This is a genomic window from Lentzea pudingi, assembly GCF_014646255.1.
Taxonomy (GTDB): domain Bacteria; phylum Actinomycetota; class Actinomycetes; order Mycobacteriales; family Pseudonocardiaceae; genus Lentzea; species Lentzea pudingi.
In genome coordinates this window covers 818,524-837,446 of the sequence record NZ_BMNC01000002.1, presented here as the reverse complement: position 1 = coordinate 837,446, position 18,923 = coordinate 818,524, and the positions used below count along the sequence as shown (strand labels likewise).

The following is an 18,923-nucleotide window of genomic DNA, read 5'->3' as shown; positions in this document are numbered from 1 at the left end:
CCGCCTCGCACCTCTCGTGTGCGGGGCGGCGGCGCGCGTCCTGGCGTCTACCGCCGGTCGGGCTCATCTGGCGCCACGGCGTTCACCGTGAAGGTGAAATCCGCCGGACCAGGAACCTTTGCGCGGCCCTCATGCGTTCTCCACACCAGTAGCCGAGGTGGGGGCAACGGCGACAGGTGGTCTGGGAAGATCGCAGAAACCGCGCCTGACCTGCACATACCAGGTCAGGGGTCCCATTCCGCCTGTGTCCGTGCACACATCTTGGCGACTTGCCTACGATGGGCAGGGGAAAGGCGTCCGACGTGGGCGCGCCGCGATACAGGTGATGAGGTCTATCCAGATGGTGCTGTCCCGACTGCTCCGCTCCGGCGAGGGCAAGATGCTCAAGCGCCTCCGCAACATCGCACAGCACATCAACCACCTGGAAGACGAGGTGGTGGACCTCTCCGACGCCGAGTTGCGGGGCAAGACCGAGGAGTTCAAGAAGCGCCACGCCGAGGGCGAGTCGCTGGACGAGCTGCTGCCGGAGGCGTTCGCCGTGGCCCGTGAGGCCGCGAAGCGCACCCTCGGCCAGCGCCCCTACGACGTCCAGATGATGGGTGGCGCGGCGCTGCACCTCGGTCAGATCTCCGAGATGCGCACGGGTGAGGGCAAGACGCTGACCTCGGTCATGCCCGTCTACCTCAACGCCATCGCCGGCAAGGGCGTCCACGTCATCACCACGAACGACTACCTGGCCAAGCGCGACGCGGACTGGATGGGCCGCGTCCACCGCTTCCTGGGCATGACCGTCGGCGCGATCCTCTCCGAGATGACCCCGGAGCAGCGGCGCGCGTCGTACAACTCGGACATCACCTACGGCACGAACAACGAGTTCGGCTTCGACTACCTGCGCGACAACATGGCGTGGAGCCTCGACGAGTGCGTGCAGCGCGGCCACTACTTCGCGATCGTCGACGAGGTCGACTCGATCCTCATCGACGAGGCCCGCACGCCGCTGATCATCTCCGGCCCGGCCGAGCAGTCGGCCCGCTGGTACACGGAGTTCGCGCGCCTGGTCCCGCGGATGCGCGGCATCGACGTCACCCAGCTCTCCCAGAAGGACCGCATCGAGGTCATCGAGGAGAAGTCGAAGTCGTTCCACTACCAGTACGACGAGAAGAAGCGCACGGTCGCCGTCACCGAGCTCGGTGTGGAGTTCATCGAGGACCAGCTCGGCATCGACAACCTGTACGAGGCGGCCAACACGCCGTTGGTGGGCTACCTGAACAACGCCCTCAAGGCGAAGGAGCTCTACAACCGCGACAAGGACTACATCCTCCGCAACGGTGAAGTCATGATCGTCGACGAGTTCACGGGTCGTGTGCTCTCCGGTCGCCGTTACAACGAGGGCATGCACCAGGCCATCGAGGCCAAGGAGGGCGTGGAGATCAAGGCGGAGAACCAGACTCTCGCCACGATCACGCTGCAGAACTACTTCCGCCTCTACGAGAAGCTCGGCGGCATGACCGGTACCGCCGAGACCGAGGCGGCCGAGTTCCACCAGACCTACAAGCTGGGTGTCGTCCCGATCCCGACGAACCGCGCGCCGCAGCGCAAGGACCAGCCCGACCTCGTCTACAAGAGCGAGGAGGCGAAGTTCGACGCCGTCGCCGACGACATCGCCGAGAAGCACGAGAAGGGCCAGCCGGTCCTGATCGGCACGACGAGCGTCGAGCGCTCCGAGTACCTGTCGAAGCTGTTGGTGCGCAGGGGAATCCCGCACGAGGTGCTGAACGCGAAGCACCACGACCGCGAGGCGCTGATCATCGCGAAGGCGGGCCGCAAGGGCGCCGTCACCGTCGCGACGAACATGGCCGGCCGCGGTACCGACATCGTGCTGGGCGGCAACCCGGACATCATCGCCGACCACGAGCTGCGCGACCGCGGCCTCGACCCGGTGACCACGCCGGAGGAGTACGAGGCCGAGTGGGCGAAGGTCGTCGAGGAACTGACGACCCTGGGCAAGGCGGAGGCCGACGAGGTCCGCGAGGCCGGTGGCCTCTACGTGCTCGGCACCGAGCGCCACGAGTCGCGCCGCATCGACAACCAGCTCCGCGGCCGCACCGGCCGTCAGGGCGACCCCGGTGAGTCGCGCTTCTACCTGTCCCTGCAGGACGAACTGATGCGCCGCTTCAACGCGTCCATGGTCGAGATGGTCATGACGCGCCTGAACGTGCCGGACGACGTCCCGATCGAGCACAAGATGGTCACCCGCGCCATCCGCAGCGCGCAGACCCAGGTCGAGCAGCAGAACTTCGAGATCCGCAAGAACGTCCTCAAGTACGACGAGGTCATGAACCGCCAGCGCACGGTGATCTACGCCGAGCGCCACCGCGTGCTCGCGGGAGAAGACCTCCGCGAGCAGGTCGAGCACATGATCGAGAGCGTCGTCGAGGAGTACGTCAACGGCGCCACCGCCGACGGCTACGCCGAGGACTGGGACTTCGAGAAGCTCTGGACCGCCCTCAAGACGCTCTACCCGGTCTCGCTGGACCCGAAGGAGATCCTCGAGTCCGACGAGGACGTCACGCGCGAGTACTTGCGCGACCTCCTCGTGAACGACGCGATGGACGCCTACCGCGCCCGCGAGGCCGACATCGACAGCCGAGTCGGCGCAGGCGCGATCCGCGAACTGGAGCGCCGCGTCCTGCTGTCCGTCCTGGACCGCAAGTGGCGCGAGCACCTCTACGAGATGGACTACTTGAAGGAGGGCATCGGCCTGCGCGCGATGGCGCAGCGCGACCCCCTCATCGAGTACCAGCGCGAGGGCTTCGAGATGTTCAACGCGATGCTCGACGCGCTGCGCGAGGAAACCGTCGGCTTCCTCTTCAACCTCCAGGTCGAAGCGGCGGAGCCGGAGCCCCCGGCCCAGCCCGAGGTCCCGGTGACCCTGGGCGCGGCCCCGCAGGCCCTCCCGCAGGTCTCGGGCAACGGCGGAGGCACCGGCGCACGAGCCCGCGCCCGCGCGGCAGCAGCCGCACAGGCCGAAGCCCAGCGCCAGCCCGAAGCCCCCTCCGGCCCGGCGATGGCCCAGCTGGCCAGCGGCAACGCCATCCCGCCCGCCCTGCGCGGCAAGGGCCTCGGCGCCCCGGGCCAGCAGAACCTGAGCTACAGCGGCCCGGCCGAGGACGGCGGCGTCGAGGAACACGGCGAGCCGGACGGCGCGGCAGGCCAGCAGGGCGGCACCCGCAAGGAGCGCCGCGAGGCGGCCCGCCAGGCGGCGAAGAACAACCGCAACAAGAACCGCTAGTCGTTCACCGCACCACCACCGCGTGGGCCGCGTTCCTTCGGGAGCGCGGCTCACGCGGCGTTTGGGGCTCGGGATGGCCGGATGGCGGAAGGGCGGGCGGGAACGCGGGATGGCTGGGATCGCGGGTCGGTTGGGATCGCGCGTCGGTTGGGATCGCGGGATGGCTGGCGGAGCCAGCAGCCTGCCTCTCAACGCAATGGCGCAGCCGAGGCGTGTGAACCTAGGTCTACCGGGTGGCGGTGGTGACGTGCCCAGCTCGGCGATTGGGGCTTGACCTTGAGGAGCTGGATGCGACCGTTGCAGGGATCGGCCGGGCACTTCGAGCCCGGCCTTTTAAGGCCGATATGTGCATCCAGCTAGAGGCTCAAGGTCAAGCCCCAATCGCTATCGTCGCGCAGCGGCGATGACCGGCACCGGCCCGTCTTCACCTGCGCAACCACCCACGCAAGGCGACCCGACAGCGGCAGGCGACCACCCCGCTGGAACCGGCACAAACCAACGCAACCCGCACCGCACCTCACCGCAACACCGTGAACGACGTGAACCACCACCTCCCACCCCGATGCTCAGCCCGAGCAGCCACAGCGAAAACCCGCCCAGACCGCCGAACAGTCACCGATATCTCCGCCACGAACCGAGCCGGATGACAAACCCGGGGCGCCCGAACCATCCGAGTGCTCGAAGCCCGAACCATCCCGGACAACCGAGCAGCCACCCCAGGCACGGCAACCTCCCGCAACAACCGAACGGCCCGCCGCCCGTCCAGCACCTCCAACACCACCCCGATCAACCGAGCGGCATCCAGCGCAGGCGAGGGAGGCTCCGGCACCGGAACCCACACAGGCCGGGGCCGGGGACGCGGAATCACGAAACCCGAAGAACCGACGGGTGGCTCGTAGGCGGGCAGGCGGCGAACAACTGGGGGCATGCTCGAACAGGCGCGCCAGCGGGCGGATCAGGACATCGAACACCCGAAAGTGGGGTTACGGTCCCACCATGCTGAAAGCCCTGGTGCTCGACTACGGCGGTGTGCTCACCGATCCTGGCGAGGACAACCCCGCCGAGCCGCCGTTGCTCACCGCGCTGCGCAAGGCGAAGCAGCACGGTCTCAAGACGGCGCTGCTGTCCAATGCGGACGGGTGGTGGCAGCCGCCGACAACACTCACCTCGCTGCTGGACGTCGCGGTCGTCTCCGGGGAGGTCGGGCTCGCCAAGCCGGACGTCGACATCTACCTGCTGACGGCCACCAAGCTGGGGGTCGAGCCGGCGGAGTGCGTGTTCGTCGATGATCTCGCGGTCAACGTCCGGGGTGCTGCCGAGGCCGGGATGGTCGGTGTCCACCATCGGTCGACGCGGTCCACCCTCGAGGAGTTGGAGATCCTGCTAGCGATCGCGCTCCGCGATTGACGGTTCACCCCCGAGCGTCATTGCCCCTTTTTCGGCCAAGTACTAGCGTCGTTTTGGTCAGTAGCCGATTGCATAGGGGAGAATATGCGAAGAATTGTCGCTTGTGTTGCGGTCGCCATTGCAGCCACGGCAATTGCATCACCCGCGCAGGCGCAGGAACGCGGTTGTTTCGACGAATACCTGCGGGACGGACGGACCGTCGAGGTCTTCTGCGACGAGGGGCGGCCAGGGCGGTTCCGGGCCGTCGCGCACTGCACCAACGGGCTCGGGGTCTGGGACTCCTACGGGACGATCGGCCGGGTCAGGGGTGAGGCGTCGGTGGCGGAGTGCGCGTCGCTGCTCGGGTACCCGCGGGTCAACGGGTACCACGTCGACTGGATCTGATCACCGGATCTGATCGCTGGATCTGATCACTGGGCCCGGCGCACCAGTTCGAAGCAGAGCACGGCTGCCGCTGATGCCACGTTGAGAGATTCCACGCCTGCTGCCATCGGAATCGACAGCCGTGACGTGATGTGCGGACGCACGTCGTCGGTGATTCCGGAAGTTTCGCTGCCCAGCACGAATGCCACGCGCGACGGGAAAGTGGCGGAATAAATCGTGTCGGTGGCGTGGGAATCGAGCGCGAACAGCGAATAGCCGGACGCGCGCAACAAGGCCGAGGCCTCCGCCGAGGTGCCGCAGCGCAGCACGGGCGCGCGGAAAGCCACTCCGGCGGAGGCCTTCACCACGAGCGGGTCGATCGAGGCGACGCCCCGGCGGGGGACGACGATGCCGTCGATGCCCGCGGCGGTCGCGGTGCGCAGGATCATGCCGACGTTCGCGGGCGTCGTGATGCCGTCGAGCACCAGCACGGACTTCAGCCCGCCCTCTTCCAGTGCCAGCGCGAGCGGCTTCATGCGGGGCGCGACCACGTCGGCGAGCACGCCCTGGTCCTGCTTTCCGTTGCCCGCCAGCACCTTCACGCGTTGCGCGGTCGCACGCTGCACGGCCACGCCACGCGAACGGGCCGCGTCGATGATCTCGTGCGCGGCCGCGCCTCGGGCCGTGTCGGCGAGCACCACCTTGTCGACCGTGAGCGCCGGGTCGTCCAGTGCTTCCAGCACAGGCTTGCGGCCGTAGACGGTGACGAAGCGGTCCTTGGGCGAGATCTCCACCGGAAGAGAGTGCCAGAGGGAGGCACACGGGGCTCAAACGGGTGAAGAGCTGCACTAGAGCCGTTCGGCCCTTGTGTTTCGGATCATATCGATGATGATCGTCACATGACGGCAGGTATGCGCAGCGTCGCGCAACGTCAACATCTCGCGAGCGGGCAGGACTCGGATGTTTTCATCCGGTCCGACGGCCTGCTCGTCAAACGCACGCGCACCGGCCGTGACCTGCGGTGCGAGGCCGAGATGATGTTGTACCTGAGTGGCCACGGCATCCCCGTGCCGCGCGTGTTCGAGGCCACCGAGGACGAGCTCGTCATGCAGTACGTGCCCGGCCCGCGGATGTCCGAGGAGATCGGCCGCAAGCCGTGGCTCGCGGGCAGCCTCGGCGAGGAGCTCGCGGACCTGCACCACCGCCTCGACCTCATCCCGGCGCCCGGCTTCCTGTCCGGTGAGGGCGACCTGCTGCACCTCGACCTGCACCCCGGCAACGTCGTGCTCGGCCCGGAAGGGCCCGTGGTCCTCGACTGGGCGAGCGCGGGCAAGGGCGACCGCAGGCTGGACGTCGCGCTCAGCTGGGTCTCGCTCGCCGTCGCGCACCTCGCGCCGGTCATGAAGCTCACGCGCTGGCGGTTCCTCCGCTCGTTCATGGCCAACGTCGACCCCGAGGCGAAGAACGCGATCCCGGAGGCCGCGCGCATCCGTCTCGCCAGGCACGACCGTGATCCGCGCGAACGCGCCGCACTTCAGAAGCTGATGGACCGCGAACCCCACTAGGCTGGGCCGCATGCCGGACCGACTGTCAGCGCTGGACGCCTCGTTCCTGTACCTGGAGGGCTCCACGACGCCGATGCACGTCGGCGGCGTGGCGGTGTTCCGACGGCCCAAGGCCGGCTTCGACTACGACAAGCTCGTCGACCTCATCGAGCAACGCCTCAGCCTCGTGCCGCGCTACCGGCAGAAGGTCGTGCACGTCCCCGGACGCATCGCACGGCCCGTGTGGGTCGACGACCCGGACTTCGACGTCACCTACCACGTGCGCAGGTCAGCGCTCCCCAAGCCGGGCAACGAGACGCAGCTGCACGACCTCATCGCGCGCCTGATGTCGCGCCCGCTCGACCACTCCCGCCCGCTGTGGGAGATCTACCTGGTCGAGGGCCTCGAGCAGAACCAGACCGCGGTCATCACCAAGACCCACCAGGCCATGATCGACGGCATCGCGTCGCTGGAGATCGGCCAGGTCATGCTGGACGTCTCGCCGACGCCGCGGACGAACGTCGAGAACCTCTGGATGCCGCAGCCGGAGCCCAGCTCGCTGCAGCTCGTGGCCGACGCGGTCACCGACATCGTGCACAGCCCCGGTGAGCTCGTGGAGAACGTTCGCAGCGCCGCCCTCGACACCGTCAACACGGTCGAGAAGGTCTTCAACGCGTTCGGCGTGCTCGCGAGCGCCGTCCGCACGGCCGCGACGCCCGCGCCCGGTAGCCCGCTGAACGTCCGCATCACCTCGCCGCAACGCCGGTTCGCCGTGGCGCGTGCCCAGCTCGACGACCTGCGGGCCATCCGCAAGCAGCACGGCGGCACGGTCAACGACGTGGTGCTGGCAGCGCTGAGCGGGGCCCTGCGCAACTGGCTGCTCAGCCGCGGCGAGAACGTCACCGGCAGCACCACGATCCGCGCGATGGCGCCCCTCTCGGTCAGGGAAGCCGACCCGGACTCGGGCAACAACGTCAGCGCCTACCTGGTCGACCTCCCGGTCGGCGAGCCGAACCCGGTCGTCCGCCTGCACCACGTGAGCCACGCGATGCGCGCGCACCAGGAGTCCGGCCAGTCCGTCGCCGCCGACGCGCTGGTGAAGGTCTCCGGCTTCGCCCCGCCGACGCTGCACGCGCTGGGCGCACGGGCCGCGAGCTCGTTCAGCCGCCGGCTGTTCAACGTGATCGTCACCAACGTTCCCGGCCCGCAGGTGCCGCTGTACGCGGCGGGCGCGAGAATGACCGAGATTTTCCCGGTCGTGCCGCTCGCCAAGAACCAGGCGCTGGCCATCGGGGTGACGTCGTACGACGGTGGTGTGTACTTCGGTTTGAACGGCGACCGCGACGCCATGTCCGATGTGGACGTTCTCGCGACCATGGTCGAGGAGTCGGTGGAGGAACTGATGGGGACGGCGAGCGCATGAGGGTCTACATCCCGGCCACGGTGCCGATGCTGCGGGCGTTCGTCGACAGCGGCGAACTGGCCCCGGTGACCGGCACGGCGTTCGCGCTGACGCCGGCGCTGCGCGAGTCCTACGCGGCGGGCGACACGGAAGAGCTGGAGTACGCGGCGATGCTCGACGCCGCCCGCGCCTCCCTGCGGCTGCTGGCGGCCGACGAGAAGGCGGAGCCGCGGCGGGCGGTGCTCGCGGTGGACATGGACGACGTGACGCTGCGCCCGGACCTCGACTTCTCGGTGGTGAAGGTCGGGGGCTCGTTCAGCATCAAGGACGTCGCCGCCGTGCACCTCGACACGGCCGAGGCCGAGCAGGACGTGCGCGCGGCCGCGGACGTCATCGACGCGGCGGACCTCGGCGACCCGGACGCGGAGTTCGCGTTGGGCAGCGCCGAGGACCACGAACTGGCCTGGTACGCGGCGCAGGAGTTGCCGTTCGTGCTGGAGCTCCTCTAGCCCCGGCGCTGGTCGTGCACCTCGGGCAGCGCGGCGAACCCCGCTGCCCGATAGGTGGCGACCGCACCGGCGTTCGAGCTCGGCGTGCAGACGAGCGCGCTCGACGAGCCGAGCTCGCGCAACGCCGCCGCGCCGGCGAGCGTGATCGCCTTGCCGAGACCCTTGCCCCGGTGGTCGCGGTGCACGCCCATCGGTTCGACCAACCCGGGCCTGCCGGTACCGGCCGACCACACCGTGATCGCCGCGGCGGCTTCCCCGTCGTCGAACGCGACCAGGCAACGGGCGTCGGCATGTGGTGAGCCGGACGCCATCGCGTGCCAGCGTTCCCCGGTGAACGTCGACTTCTCGAACGACGCCCTGATCACGCCCGCATGCACGTCGGCCCGATCAGGCCCGATCACCTCGACCCGCACGCCCGAATCCGGCACGGGCGCAGCGAGATCACGGCGCAACGGCGTCCACGGCACGTCCGACTGCCAGCCGCGTTCGAACATCAACTCCTGGAACCGCGTGCCCCGAGGGGATTCCACGTAGACGGTCCCGGCGGGAAGAACACCGCGTTCGGGATCGCAGATGTCGTCGGCCAGCCGCAACGCCAGGGCGTCGTCGCCACGGGCGTCCGGCGCGATCGTGAACCGCAGCAGGTCCTCGCCGTCGAGCAGTCCCACGGCGACGATCCGCCCGTCCGTCCGCCAGGTCCGGACCGCCGCGGCCGTCGCCTCGGCCCCGAAACGCCAGTACCAGCCCACATCTCCCGGGTGGAGTTGGAACGGCTCGTCGTCGTGCTGCCATTCGCGCAACGCGCGCACGGCTTCTTCCAGCATCACATTCCCTCCGCGGGCTCCCACAGCTCGATCCTGTTGCCCTCGGGGTCGACACACCATCCGAACAGGCCGAACTCCGAGTCCTCCGTGTCGGGCAGCACCTCGACACCGCGCGCTTTCAGCTTGGCCATCAACGACACCAGGTCGTCCACGCGCAGGTTCAGCATGGTGCGCTGGTGGGGTTCGCCGATGTACTCCGTGTCCTGCGCGAACAACGCCATGGTCGTCGTGCCGGGGAACTCGTTCGTCGCCGTGTCGAGCCAGTGGAAGGTGACGGTGCCCTTCTCGCTCATCGGCACGCCCAGGTTGTCGCGGTACCAGGCGGCCAGGCGCACAGGATCCCGGGAACGCAGGAAAACCCCGCCGATGCCAGTCACCCGCGCCACCCGACGGACCCTACTACCGCGTGCCACGATGGGGGAATGGACGCAGTCACGTCTGCACCCGAACCGGTCAACGAGCCCGTGCGGACCTACGCACCCGGTAGCGCCGAACGGGCCAGCCTGCAGGCACGCATCGCCGAGCTCGAAGGCACGTCGCACGAGCTGACGATGACCATCAGCGGTGAGCAGCGCATGGGCGGTGGCGATCGCATCGACGTCGTCCAGCCCCACGACCACAGGCACGTCCTCGGTGTGACGGCGCAGGCCACGAACTCCGACGTCGCGGACGCCATGCGCGCCGCCCAGCACGCCGCACCGGGCTGGCAGGAGCTGCCGTTCGACGAACGCGCCGCCGTGCTGCTGCGGGCCGCCGACCTGCTCGCCGGGCCGTGGCGAGACACCCTCAACGCCGCCACGATCCTCGGCCAGTCGAAGTCCGTGCAGCAGGCCGAGATCGACGCGGCGTGCGAGCTGATCGACTTCCTGCGCTACAACGTCCACTTCGGCCGCCGGATCCTCGAGGAGCAGCCGATCTCGTCGCCGGGCGTGTGGAACCGGATGGACCACCGGCCGCTCGACGGGTTCGTCGTGGCGATCACGCCGTTCAACTTCACGGCCATCGCGGGCAACCTGCCGCTGGCGCCCGCGCTGATGGGCAACACGGTGCTGTGGAAGCCGTCGCCGACGCAGCAGCTGGCCGCGCACTTCACCATGCGGTTGTTGGAGGAGGCCGGTCTGCCGCCGGGCGTGATCAACCTCGTGACCGGTGACGGCCAGGCGCTGGGCCAGGTCGCGTTGCGGGACAGGTTCTTCGCCGGCCTGCACTTCACCGGCTCCACCCGCACGTTCAAGGCGCTGTGGCAGACCATGGCCGCCAACCTCGACCACTACCGCGCGTACCCGCGCGTCGTCGGCGAGACCGGCGGCAAGGACTTCGTGCTGGCACACGCTTCCGCTGACCCGCATGCGCTCGTCACGGGCCTCGTTCGCGGTGCTTTCGAGTACCAGGGCCAGAAGTGCTCGGCGGCGTCGCGGTCGTACGTCCCGCGGTCGTTGTGGGAGGGCGGCGTGCGCGACCACCTGCTCGACGTCACGAAGTCGTTGTCCTACGGCGATGTCACGGACCTGTCGGTGTTCGGCGGCGCGGTCATCGACCACCGCGCGTTCGCCAAGCACAAGGAAGCGCTGTTGATGGCGTCGGCGTCCACTTCGGTCGAGGTGCTCGCCGGCGGTTCGTGCGACGACTCGGTGGGCTACTTCGTCGACCCGACGGTGCTGCTGGGCACCGACCCGCGCCACGACATCTTCACGACCGAGTACTTCGGCCCGATCCTCGCCGTGCACGTCTACGAGGACGCGGACTACCCGAAGATCATGGAGACCATCGACACCTCCACCCCGTACGCGCTGACCGGTGCCGTGTTCGCCCGCGACCGGGCGGCCGTCGAGCAGGCACATCGCGCCCTGCGGTTCGCGGCGGGCAACTTCTACGTCAACGACAAGCCGACCGGTGCCGTCGTCGGGCAGCAGCCGTTCGGCGGGTCTCGCGGTTCCGGCACCAACGACAAGGCGGGCTCGATCTACAACCTGCAACGGTGGACGAGCCCGCGCGCCATCAAGGAGACGCTGGTGCCGCCGACGGATCACCGGTATCCGCACATGGGTCAGTGACGCGGCTTCCAGCCGGTGGTCTCGGTGAGCTTCGTGCTCACCACCCGCTGCGAACGCCCGAAGACCTCGAACGACGCGGCGAGCCTGCCCATGAAGTTCGGCAGGCGCGTGATTCCCGTGTCCCGCTTGAGCACCGGCGTGCCGACGTTGTAGATCCCTGGCGGCGCGTCGAGCACGGCGATCACTGCCGCGGCGGCGTCGGCGGGGTGCACGACCGACATCCAGCCGTCGCCCACGAGCACCGGCGGCGACTGGGCGTCACCCCCGATCAGCATCCCGATGCGCAGGAACACGCCGCCGGGGTGCTTCAGGACGTTCTGCTGCGCCGCGACCGAGCTCGCGATGTGCCCGACGGGCCGCAGCGGCGCGCTCTCGTCCAGCTCCCGGTCACCGCCGTCGGCGTAGACGAACGAGATGCCCTCCTGCACGACCCGCCCGACCCCGGCCCTGGTCGCGGCCTCGGCCACGGCGGCGCTGCCCTCGGTGCGCAGGCGGTTGTTCTCCGCCCACGCGCTGGCCAGCACGGCCTTGGCGCTCAACGGGATGCGGGTGGCGAGGTTCAGCACGGCGTCGTAGCCCGTGAACGCGGCCGTGAGCTGATCCACGTCGAACAACGAGGTCGTGTGCCGGTCCAGCACCCCGACCTCGTGCCCGGCCGCCCGCAGCTGGGGGACCGCCTCTCGTCCGAGAACACCCGTCGCACCGATCACGAATACCTTCATGACCTGGGGACGAGACAGCGCGTCAGGATGTGACAAGCCGCCCGAAGGCCTGCTGCGCCTTGCCCAGTGCGATCTGCGAGACCTGCGCCGAGTTGGCCTTCGGCAGGTCGACGATGACCATGTAGGACTCGGTCGCGTTGACGGCGACGGTGTAGATGGACTGCATCACGCCGGGCCGGACGGCGAACGAGATCGCCGTCGAGTGCCCCTTGATGAGCATCTCGCCCGACGCGTTCGCCGGCTTCTCGAAGGCGCCCAAGAACGCCACCACCACGAACATGTCCGAGTCGGTGCCGGTGTTGCCCTCCTGGTAGACGCAGGACCGCGGAATGGCGGGATCCGGAGCCGGTGTGCCCGCCAGCGGGGTGTCGAAGTCCGCCGCGACCAGCAACTGGCACGGGTCGGCCGGCAGTCTGCGCGGCGTGTCGATGCGCGGGGACGTGGTGACGACCGTCGTCTCAGTCGTGGTCGTCGTGGTCGTGCTCGGCGGTGCCGCGACAGGGGCGGCGGAGCAGCCCGCCAGCAGAAGCAGCAATGGCAGCGAACGCTTCACTTCGGCAGCCTCTCGAAGGCCTTCGCCGCGAGGGTCTGCATGACCTGTCCGACCACGTTGCGATCGGTGCTGCGCTGGACCACCTGGATTCCGACGAGCTGCCGGTCCCGCACCTCCAGGACGGCGTCGCACGTCACGACGCCGGAGGAGTCCGTGCACCTGGTCGTCAGCGGCCGGTTGTTGCTCTCGCCCTCACCGCCGGCGATCGCACCGCCGTAGCCGCCGTCGGCCAGCAGCTTCTGCGACTCGTCCGCGAACGCCGCCTCCCGCAACGTCAACTCCGCCGTCAGCGAGTCGAACGTGAAGTCGCACGCCTGGCCCGACCTGGCCGGGGTGCCTTTCAACTCGCCCACGTCACCGGACCGCAGCAGCGAGCACGGATCCGCGTCCACGAACTTCGGCGCGGACGTCGTGCACGCCGCGCAGGCCGTCAGGGCGAGGAGCAACACCGGAAGCAGTCGCATCATGTGAACAACCTTTGCACCACGGTCTCGGACCGGGTGCGGGAGAGGGACCCGACGTCGTAGTTGCGCGGGGTCTTCTCGGCGGTGACCACGAGCACGCGGTCCGCCGACAGCTCGGTCACGGTGACACCGATGTTGCTCGGGTCGTCGGCGGAGCTGTTGGGCTGCACGCCCCACCACGCCTTGTGCCCCTTGACCGTGAGCTCGGAGCCCTCGACCACGCGGACCTTCGCCTGGTCGAGCGACTCGTTCTCGACGCTCATCCAGATCCGCTGGCCCTCGATCGACCAACGGCAGCTCAACGGCTCGTTGAGCGGTTCGGGTGCCTTCGTGAAGGGCTTCGCGAAGTCCGACTCGACGAGCAGCGTGCAGGCGTCGACCGTGGCGAGGTCGCGCAGTGTCGGGGTGGCGGGTGCGGGTGGCGGTGCGGGCGTCGAGCACGCGGTCAGCACAATCAGCAGCGCCACAGCCCCCAGGCGTGTGTTCATGCGGAGAGTGTGACTCATGATGATTTCGGCAGGCGGTCGAGCACGTGCGTCACCAGCATGGTCCGCATCCGCAGCAGCCAGGACTCGTCAGCTCTGGGGTCCTGCGTGGTGATGGTGAGCGTTCGCGCGTAGCCGACCGCCGCCCACACGCCGCAGTCCAGAGTGGACGCGTCCGTGTCGCACGCGAACCACGTCGTGTGACCGTCGATCTCGCCCTGGTGGCCGTTCGGGTTGCTCTTCTTGACTTCGTCGTACTCGAACTCGTCGATGCTGACGTGCACCTTCAGGGTGCCGAAGGTGTAGCCGCAGACGCCGGGGTTCTCGATCGCCGGTGGAACGGTCGGCGGTTTGAGGAACCACTGGCTGCCATCGGTCGGTAGCGCCTTGCACGGGTCGAACGCCGAGACGTTCCGCGGCTTGTCGATGCGCGGTGACGTCGTCGGCACCGGCTTCGGCGGCGGTCCGGGGATCTCCGCCGTGCACGAGGTGAGCGCAGCGCACAGCACGGCGACCCCCAGAAGTCTGTTCACGCGGGAAGTGTGACTCACCTGCGCAACCTCAATCCGTGTAGTCGTCCAAGCCGGCTCGGGACGCGAGCAACCGCCGCAACGACGTCAACCGCCCCGGTGCGTCCGGCACGAGTTCGTCGAGCATGCAGCCGGGGTCCTCCGGCGAGCCCAGGTGGCCGCAGCCGGGCGGGCACTCCTCGGCGGCCTCGGCGAAGTCCGGGAAGGCCTTCACGATGTCGTCCGGCGTGATGTGCGCGAGGCCGAACGAGCGGATGCCCGGCGTGTCCACGACCCAGCCGCCCTCGGGCAGCCGCAGCGCGACGGCCTGGGTGGAGGTGTGCCGGCCCTTGCCGACGCCCGACACCACGCCCACCGCGCGGTTCGCGTCCGGTACGAGCTTGTTGACCAAAGTGGACTTGCCGACGCCGGAGTGGCCGATGAGGCACGAGACCGTGTCCGCGAGCCTTGCGCGCAGTTCGGCGGGCTCCTCGTCGGACCTCGTCACGACCACCGGCACGGCGAGCTCGGTGTAGAGCGCGAGCAGCGAGTCCGCCGAGGCCAGGTCCGACTTCGTCAGGCACAGCACCGGTTCCAGGCCGCCCGCGTACGCGGCGACGAGGCACCGGTCGATGAAACCGGTGCGCGGCGGGGGGTCTGCCAGCGCCACGACCATGATGAGCTGCGAGGCGTTGGCGACCACGACCCGTTCGAACGGGTCGGTGTCGTCCGCGGTCCGGCGCAGCACCGAGGTCCGCTCCTCGACGCGCACGATGCGGGCCAGCGTGTCCGGCTGGCCGGAGGTGTCGCCGACGATGCCGACCTGGTCGCCGACCACGACGGGCGTGCGGCCCAGTTCGCGCGCACGCATCGCGGTGACGACGGCACCGGACTCCATCGCGCACGTCCAGCGGCCGCGGTCGACGCCGATGACCATCGCCGTCTCGGCGTCGGCGTGTTCCGGGCGTCTCTTGCTGCGCGGCCTCGTGCCCTTGCCGGGGCGCACGCGCACGTCGGACTCGTCGAGCCGGTGCCAGTCCTGCTTGCTCACTTCTACGCGCCCCCGGTGAGCATGGCGTCCCACATGCCTGGGAAGTCGGGGATCGTCTTGGTCGTCGACCCGATGTCGTCGACGGACATGCCCGGCACCACCAGCCCGATGATCGCGCCCGCCGTGGCCATCCGGTGGTCGGCGTAGGCCTTCCACAGCCCGCCGCGCAGGGGAGCGGGGTCGATGACCAGGCCGTCCTCGGTCTCGGTCGCGGTGCCGCCGATCGCGTTGATCTCGTTGACCAGTGCCGCGATCCGGTCGGTCTCGTGGCCGCGGATGTGCGCGACACCGCGGATGGTCGTGCGGCCCTCGGCCAGTGCCGCGAGTGCCGCGACCGTCGGCGTGAGCTCGCTCTCGTCCCGCAGGTCGACGTCCACACCGGACAGCTTCGCCGGGCCGCGCACGGTCAGGCCGCGCTCCGACACCTCGACCTCACAACCCATGCGCTCCAGGAGGCCGCGCACCGCGTCACCGGGCTGCGTCGTGGTGGAGGGCCAGTGCGGGATCGTCACCTCGCCACCGGTCACCGCGGCCGCCGCGAGGAACACCGTCGCGTTCGACAGGTCCGGCTCCACGTGCCACGTGCGGGCCTTGATCACACCGGGCTCGACGCGCCAGACGTCCGGCACGCCCGTGTCCACCTCGACGCCGACGGACCGCAGCGTCTGGACCGTCATGTCGATGTGCGGCAACGAGGGCACGGGCTTGCCGTCGTGCCGGATCGTCACGCCCTTGTCGAACCGCGCGGCGGACAGCAGCAGCCCGGACACGAACTGCGACGAGCCCGACGCGTCGATCGTCACCTCACCACCGGGCACCGACCCCGTGCCGTGCAACGTGAACGGCAGCGCGTCCCCGTCGACCTCGACGCCCAGCGACCGCAGCGCACCCAGCACGGTGCTCATCGGCCGCGTCCGCGCCTGCGGGTCGCCGTCGAACCGGATCTCGCCCTCGGCCAGCGCGGCGGCGGGCGGCAGGAAGCGCATGACCGTGCCCGCGAGACCGCAGTCGACGTCGGCAGGGCCGCGCAGCAGACCGGGCAGGACGTCCCAGCCGCCGTCCTCGCGGTCGGTGACGCCGACGCCGAGCGACGAGAGCGCGGCGGTCATCAGCACCGTGTCGCGGCTGCGCAGCGGGGCGTGGACCGTGGAGGGTCCATCGGCCAGCGCCGCGAGCACCAGAACGCGGTTCGTGATCGACTTCGAGCCGGGCACCGGCACCGTCGAGTGGACTGGGCCGGACGCGCTGGGGGCTGACCAGTGCTGAGTCATGCACAGATGATCCCGCATCAGTCCCCGGACAGTTCGCACTGGTGTGCGGGACGTGGGATTATCGAGACTTCGGAGGTGATCGGATTTGTGTGGTAGGTACGCCTCCACCAAGGACCCGGCGCTGCTGGCGGCCGAGTTCGACGCGGTGGACGGGACCGGCGACGAGGCACCGGGGGCGGACTACAACATCGCTCCCACCAAGCACGTCATGGCCGTGGTCGAGCGCAAGCCGGAGGACGAGGAGCTGGAGCGCAGCATCCGCGTCATGCGCTGGGGCCTGGTCCCGCACTGGGCCAAGGACCTCTCCGGCGCGGCGAAGATGATCAATGCGCGGGCCGAGACCATCATGAGCAAGCCCGCCTACAAGCAGTCGGCGATCAAGCGGCGCTGCATCATCCCCGCCGCCGGCTGGTACGAGTGGCAGCCGGCCGAGGGCCGCAAGCAGCCGTACTTCATGACGCTCGGGGAGGACACGTCCCTGGCGATGGCGGGCATCTGGTCCGTGTGGTGGAAGGACGACGTTCCGACCGTCACGTGCGCAGTGCTCACCACGGAATCCATGGGCGCGTTGACCGAGGTGCACAACCGCATGCCGTTGCTGCTGCCCCAGGACCGCTGGTCGGCGTGGCTCGACCCGACGTCGCTCGACCCGAGTGAGTTGCTGAGCCCGGACATGTCGATCGTGGAGGCGCTCGAGCTGCGCCCGGTGTCGACCGATGTGAACAGCGTGAAGAACAACAACGCCTCCCTGCTCGAACGCGCAGAGCTGTCGTGACCACGCTGGTGGTGGACACGCCGCACGGCCCCGCACGGGCCTCACTGCACTGTGCCCACGAACCGCGTGCCGCACTGCTCCTGGGCCACGGCGCCGGCGGCGGCGTCGAGGCCCCGGACCTCGTCGCCGCGTGCCACGCCGCGAACTCCGTCGGCGTGCACGTGGCGTTGGTCGAACAGCCCTACCGCGTCGCGGGCCGGCGTGCCCCGGCGCCGGCGAACCAGCTCGACACGGCCTGGCTGGCGGTGGTCGAGGACCTGGGCGAACGCTGGTTCGACGGCCTGCCCCTGGTGTTCGGGGGCCGGTCGTCGGGCGCGCGGGTGGCCTGCCGGACGTCGGTCGAGGGCCAGGCCGTCGCGGTGCTGTGCCTGGCGTTCCCGGTGCACCCGCCGGGCAAGCCGGAGAAGTCGCGGATGGCCGAGCTCGACGGGGTCGAGGTCGCCACGCTGGTCGTGCAGGGCGAGAACGACCCGTTCGGCCAGCCCGTCCGCGGCCTGCACCGCGAGGTCGTGCTGCTCAAGGGCGACCACTCGCTGAAGGCGTCCGTCGGCGACGTCGGCCGCTACGTCGGAGAGTGGATGGACCGCGTGCTGCGCCCGCTGGACTAGCGTTCGGGTATGACGGTCTTCGATGAGCAAGGCAGGCCAGAACCACCGATGGGCGGTGACGAACTCGCCACCCTCAAGGGCTTCCTCGAGTTCCACCGCGCCACTCTCATGTGGAAGATCGAGGGCCTCACCGCGGAGCAGCTCAACGCAACCGCCGCGAAGTCCACGATGACCCTGGGCGGGATGCTCAAGCATCTTGCCTACGTGGAGGAGCAGTGGTTCCGCGTTGTCCTGCACGACCGTGAGCCGCTGGAACCGTGGGCGAGCGTCGACTGGAAGGCCGACAACGACTGGGACTGGCGCTCGGCTGCCGACGACACCCCGGAGCAGCTGCGCGAGTTGTGGCGGCGCGCTGTCGACGGCGCCAGGAAGGACCTCATCGAGGCGCTCCGGCGCGGCGACCTGAGCCAACCGGCGAAGCGAGCGCCGTGGCGTGACGGGCGCGTCCCCAGTCTGCGGTGGATCCTCACTCACATGATCGAGGAGTACGCCCGTCACAACGGTCACGCCGACCTCATCCGCGAGGCGATCGACGGCCAGACGGGCGAGTGACAACCGCTCTGCTGCGCCCCCGTCAGCTAGGCGCTGATCGACGCCACCACGGCACCGGTGAGCCGCACCAGTTCGGCAGGCGTGATCTCGACTTCGAGGCCGCGCCTGCCCGCGCTGCAGAACACCGTCTCGAACTGCAGTGCCGACTCGTCGACCACGACCGGAAGGCGCTTCTTCTGCCCCAGAGGGGAAATGCCCCCGGCGACGTACCCAGTGGCGCGCTCGGCGTCGGCGACGACGGCCATCTTCGCCTTCTTGCCCTTCAGCGCCGCCGCGAGACCTTTCAGGTCGAGCTGCACGGTCACCGGCACGACGCCGACCGCGAGCTTGCCGTCCACCTCGGCGACGAGCGTCTTGAACACGCGTCCCGGCACCAGCCCGAGCGCCTCCGCCGCCTCCAGCCCGTAGGACTCGTGGCGGGGATCGTGCTCGTACGAGTGCAAGGTGTGCGCCACCCGCTGCTTGTCCAGCAGCGCTGTGGCGGGGGTCCCACGTCCGGCCATGCGGAATTAGTACCAGCACCCCCGTTGTTACCCAG

At 69.4% G+C, this 18,923-nt stretch carries 22 protein-coding genes; 10 read left to right on the top strand and 12 right to left on the bottom strand.

Features of this window, described 5'->3' with window-relative positions; all coding sequences use genetic code 11:
• Nucleotides 1-340: 340 nt before the first annotated feature.
• Complete coding sequence (gene secA, locus IEY88_RS09730) at nt 341-3,292, top strand: preprotein translocase subunit SecA (protein WP_189154273.1); 2,952 nt, start codon at nt 341-343, stop codon at nt 3,290-3,292.
• A 517-nt stretch (nt 3,293-3,809) separates the two neighbouring features.
• On the opposite strand, the gene IEY88_RS45445 is transcribed toward secA, so the two are convergent.
• The gene (locus IEY88_RS45445) at nt 3,810-4,220 is read right to left on the bottom strand and encodes an Rv3235 family protein (RefSeq protein WP_373294053.1); all 411 of its coding nucleotides are present in this window, start codon (nt 4,218-4,220) and stop codon (nt 3,810-3,812) included.
• Nucleotides 4,221-4,288: 68 nt separating this feature from the next.
• On the opposite strand from IEY88_RS45445, the gene IEY88_RS09725 reads away from it, so the two are divergent.
• Nucleotides 4,289-4,699 (top strand): HAD-IA family hydrolase, encoded by a 411-nt coding sequence (locus IEY88_RS09725; protein ID WP_189154272.1) that lies wholly within the window; start codon nt 4,289-4,291, stop codon nt 4,697-4,699.
• 84 nt (nt 4,700-4,783) lie between these two features.
• On the top strand, nt 4,784-5,083 hold the full coding sequence (locus tag IEY88_RS09720) for a hypothetical protein (RefSeq protein WP_189154271.1): 300 nt from the start codon (nt 4,784-4,786) through the stop codon (nt 5,081-5,083).
• Between the two features lie 26 nt (nt 5,084-5,109).
• Here the strand turns inward: IEY88_RS09720 and IEY88_RS09715 are convergent, their stop codons facing one another.
• On the bottom strand, nt 5,110-5,856 hold the full coding sequence (locus IEY88_RS09715) for a TrmH family RNA methyltransferase (protein WP_189154270.1): 747 nt from the start codon (nt 5,854-5,856) through the stop codon (nt 5,110-5,112).
• Nucleotides 5,857-5,961: 105 nt separating this feature from the next.
• Here IEY88_RS09715 and IEY88_RS09710 point away from each other — a divergent pair, with 105 nt between their 5' ends.
• Genes IEY88_RS09710 through IEY88_RS09700 form a run of 3 tightly spaced genes read left to right on the top strand, consistent with a single transcriptional unit; the run spans nt 5,962 to nt 8,517 of the window.
• Entirely contained in the window at nt 5,962-6,627 is a 666-nt protein-coding gene (locus IEY88_RS09710) for a phosphotransferase (protein WP_189154269.1), read from the top strand.
• A 10-nt stretch (nt 6,628-6,637) separates the two neighbouring features.
• A complete protein-coding gene (locus IEY88_RS09705) occupies nt 6,638-8,029 on the top strand; it encodes a WS/DGAT/MGAT family O-acyltransferase (protein ID WP_189154268.1) in 1,392 nt (463 codons plus the stop codon).
• On the top strand, nt 8,026-8,517 hold the full coding sequence (locus IEY88_RS09700) for a DUF6912 family protein (protein ID WP_189154267.1): 492 nt from the start codon (nt 8,026-8,028) through the stop codon (nt 8,515-8,517). Before IEY88_RS09705 ends, IEY88_RS09700 begins: the two co-directional genes overlap by 4 nt.
• Here IEY88_RS09700 and IEY88_RS09695 read toward each other — a convergent pair.
• Both IEY88_RS09695 and IEY88_RS09690 read right to left on the bottom strand, forming a co-directional pair.
• Nucleotides 8,514-9,341: a GNAT family N-acetyltransferase gene (locus tag IEY88_RS09695; RefSeq protein WP_189154266.1), complete on the bottom strand. Its 828-nt coding sequence runs from the start codon at nt 9,339-9,341 to the stop codon at nt 8,514-8,516. The two genes, IEY88_RS09700 and IEY88_RS09695, sit on opposite strands and share 4 nt — an antisense overlap.
• Nucleotides 9,341-9,727: a VOC family protein gene (locus IEY88_RS09690; protein WP_189154265.1), complete on the bottom strand. Its 387-nt coding sequence runs from the start codon at nt 9,725-9,727 to the stop codon at nt 9,341-9,343. Before IEY88_RS09690 ends, IEY88_RS09695 begins: the two co-directional genes overlap by 1 nt.
• Before the next feature lie 36 nt (nt 9,728-9,763).
• Here IEY88_RS09690 and pruA point away from each other — a divergent pair, with 36 nt between their 5' ends.
• On the top strand, nt 9,764-11,395 hold the full coding sequence (pruA, locus tag IEY88_RS09685) for an L-glutamate gamma-semialdehyde dehydrogenase (protein ID WP_189154264.1): 1,632 nt from the start codon (nt 9,764-9,766) through the stop codon (nt 11,393-11,395).
• On the opposite strand, the gene IEY88_RS09680 is transcribed toward pruA, so the two are convergent.
• From IEY88_RS09680 to aroA, 7 genes are read right to left on the bottom strand one after another with little or no spacing between them, the layout of a single operon-like run.
• Nucleotides 11,389-12,117 carry an NAD-dependent epimerase/dehydratase family protein gene (locus IEY88_RS09680; RefSeq protein ID WP_189154263.1) on the bottom strand — a complete coding sequence of 243 codons (729 nt, stop codon included), beginning with the start codon at nt 12,115-12,117 and terminating at the stop codon, nt 11,389-11,391. The genes pruA and IEY88_RS09680 overlap by 7 nt on opposite strands.
• Nucleotides 12,118-12,139: 22 nt before the next feature.
• The gene (locus IEY88_RS09675; RefSeq protein WP_189154262.1) at nt 12,140-12,670 is read right to left on the bottom strand and encodes a hypothetical protein; all 531 of its coding nucleotides are present in this window, start codon (nt 12,668-12,670) and stop codon (nt 12,140-12,142) included.
• Nucleotides 12,667-13,137 carry a hypothetical protein gene (locus IEY88_RS09670; RefSeq protein ID WP_189154261.1) on the bottom strand — a complete coding sequence of 157 codons (471 nt, stop codon included), beginning with the start codon at nt 13,135-13,137 and terminating at the stop codon, nt 12,667-12,669. Before IEY88_RS09670 ends, IEY88_RS09675 begins: the two co-directional genes overlap by 4 nt.
• A complete protein-coding gene (locus tag IEY88_RS09665; protein WP_189154260.1) occupies nt 13,134-13,622 on the bottom strand; it encodes a hypothetical protein in 489 nt (162 codons plus the stop codon). Before IEY88_RS09665 ends, IEY88_RS09670 begins: the two co-directional genes overlap by 4 nt.
• A gap of 14 nt (nt 13,623-13,636) precedes the next feature.
• A complete protein-coding gene (locus tag IEY88_RS09660) occupies nt 13,637-14,152 on the bottom strand; it encodes a DUF3558 family protein (RefSeq protein ID WP_189154259.1) in 516 nt (171 codons plus the stop codon).
• Nucleotides 14,153-14,180: 28 nt separating this feature from the next.
• On the bottom strand, nt 14,181-15,179 hold the full coding sequence (gene rsgA, locus IEY88_RS09655) for a ribosome small subunit-dependent GTPase A (RefSeq protein ID WP_189154258.1): 999 nt from the start codon (nt 15,177-15,179) through the stop codon (nt 14,181-14,183).
• Nucleotides 15,180-15,181: 2 nt separating this feature from the next.
• Nucleotides 15,182-16,450: a 3-phosphoshikimate 1-carboxyvinyltransferase gene (gene aroA, locus IEY88_RS09650; protein ID WP_189154257.1), complete on the bottom strand. Its 1,269-nt coding sequence runs from the start codon at nt 16,448-16,450 to the stop codon at nt 15,182-15,184.
• Nucleotides 16,451-16,535: 85 nt separating this feature from the next.
• Here aroA and IEY88_RS09645 point away from each other — a divergent pair, with 85 nt between their 5' ends.
• From IEY88_RS09645 to IEY88_RS09635, 3 genes are read left to right on the top strand one after another with little or no spacing between them, the layout of a single operon-like run.
• Nucleotides 16,536-17,225, top strand: coding sequence for an SOS response-associated peptidase (locus IEY88_RS09645; RefSeq protein ID WP_189154256.1), 690 nt, complete (start codon nt 16,536-16,538; stop codon nt 17,223-17,225).
• Complete coding sequence (locus tag IEY88_RS09640) at nt 17,222-17,833, top strand: alpha/beta hydrolase family protein (RefSeq protein ID WP_189154255.1); 612 nt, start codon at nt 17,222-17,224, stop codon at nt 17,831-17,833. The genes IEY88_RS09645 and IEY88_RS09640 overlap by 4 nt, the downstream gene beginning before the upstream one ends.
• 9 nt (nt 17,834-17,842) lie before the next feature.
• A complete protein-coding gene (locus IEY88_RS09635) occupies nt 17,843-18,385 on the top strand; it encodes a DinB family protein (RefSeq protein ID WP_189154254.1) in 543 nt (180 codons plus the stop codon).
• A gap of 26 nt (nt 18,386-18,411) precedes the next feature.
• On the opposite strand, the gene ybaK is transcribed toward IEY88_RS09635, so the two are convergent.
• Nucleotides 18,412-18,888 (bottom strand): Cys-tRNA(Pro) deacylase, encoded by a 477-nt coding sequence (gene ybaK, locus IEY88_RS09630; RefSeq protein WP_189154253.1) that lies wholly within the window; start codon nt 18,886-18,888, stop codon nt 18,412-18,414.
• Between the last annotated feature and the right edge of the window lie 35 nt (nt 18,889-18,923).

Coding starts and splice junctions, on each gene's coding strand:
- IEY88_RS45445 (WP_373294053.1), bottom strand. CDS start 4,220: ATGCCCCCAGTTGTTCGCCGCCTGCCCGCCTACGAGCCACCCGTCGGT.
- IEY88_RS09720 (WP_189154271.1), top strand. CDS start 4,784: ATGCGAAGAATTGTCGCTTGTGTTGCGGTCGCCATTGCAGCCACGGCA.
- IEY88_RS09665 (WP_189154260.1), bottom strand. CDS start 13,622: ATGAACACACGCCTGGGGGCTGTGGCGCTGCTGATTGTGCTGACCGCG.
- IEY88_RS09710 (WP_189154269.1), top strand. CDS start 5,962: ATGACGGCAGGTATGCGCAGCGTCGCGCAACGTCAACATCTCGCGAGC.
- IEY88_RS09725 (WP_189154272.1), top strand. CDS start 4,289: ATGCTGAAAGCCCTGGTGCTCGACTACGGCGGTGTGCTCACCGATCCT.
- IEY88_RS09705 (WP_189154268.1), top strand. CDS start 6,638: ATGCCGGACCGACTGTCAGCGCTGGACGCCTCGTTCCTGTACCTGGAG.
- IEY88_RS09635 (WP_189154254.1), top strand. CDS start 17,843: ATGACGGTCTTCGATGAGCAAGGCAGGCCAGAACCACCGATGGGCGGT.
- pruA (WP_189154264.1), top strand. CDS start 9,764: ATGGACGCAGTCACGTCTGCACCCGAACCGGTCAACGAGCCCGTGCGG.
- ybaK (WP_189154253.1), bottom strand. CDS start 18,888: ATGGCCGGACGTGGGACCCCCGCCACAGCGCTGCTGGACAAGCAGCGG.
- IEY88_RS09680 (WP_189154263.1), bottom strand. CDS start 12,117: ATGAAGGTATTCGTGATCGGTGCGACGGGTGTTCTCGGACGAGAGGCG.
- IEY88_RS09700 (WP_189154267.1), top strand. CDS start 8,026: ATGAGGGTCTACATCCCGGCCACGGTGCCGATGCTGCGGGCGTTCGTC.
- aroA (WP_189154257.1), bottom strand. CDS start 16,450: ATGACTCAGCACTGGTCAGCCCCCAGCGCGTCCGGCCCAGTCCACTCG.
- secA (WP_189154273.1), top strand. CDS start 341: ATGGTGCTGTCCCGACTGCTCCGCTCCGGCGAGGGCAAGATGCTCAAG.
- IEY88_RS09695 (WP_189154266.1), bottom strand. CDS start 9,341: ATGCTGGAAGAAGCCGTGCGCGCGTTGCGCGAATGGCAGCACGACGAC.
- IEY88_RS09670 (WP_189154261.1), bottom strand. CDS start 13,137: ATGATGCGACTGCTTCCGGTGTTGCTCCTCGCCCTGACGGCCTGCGCG.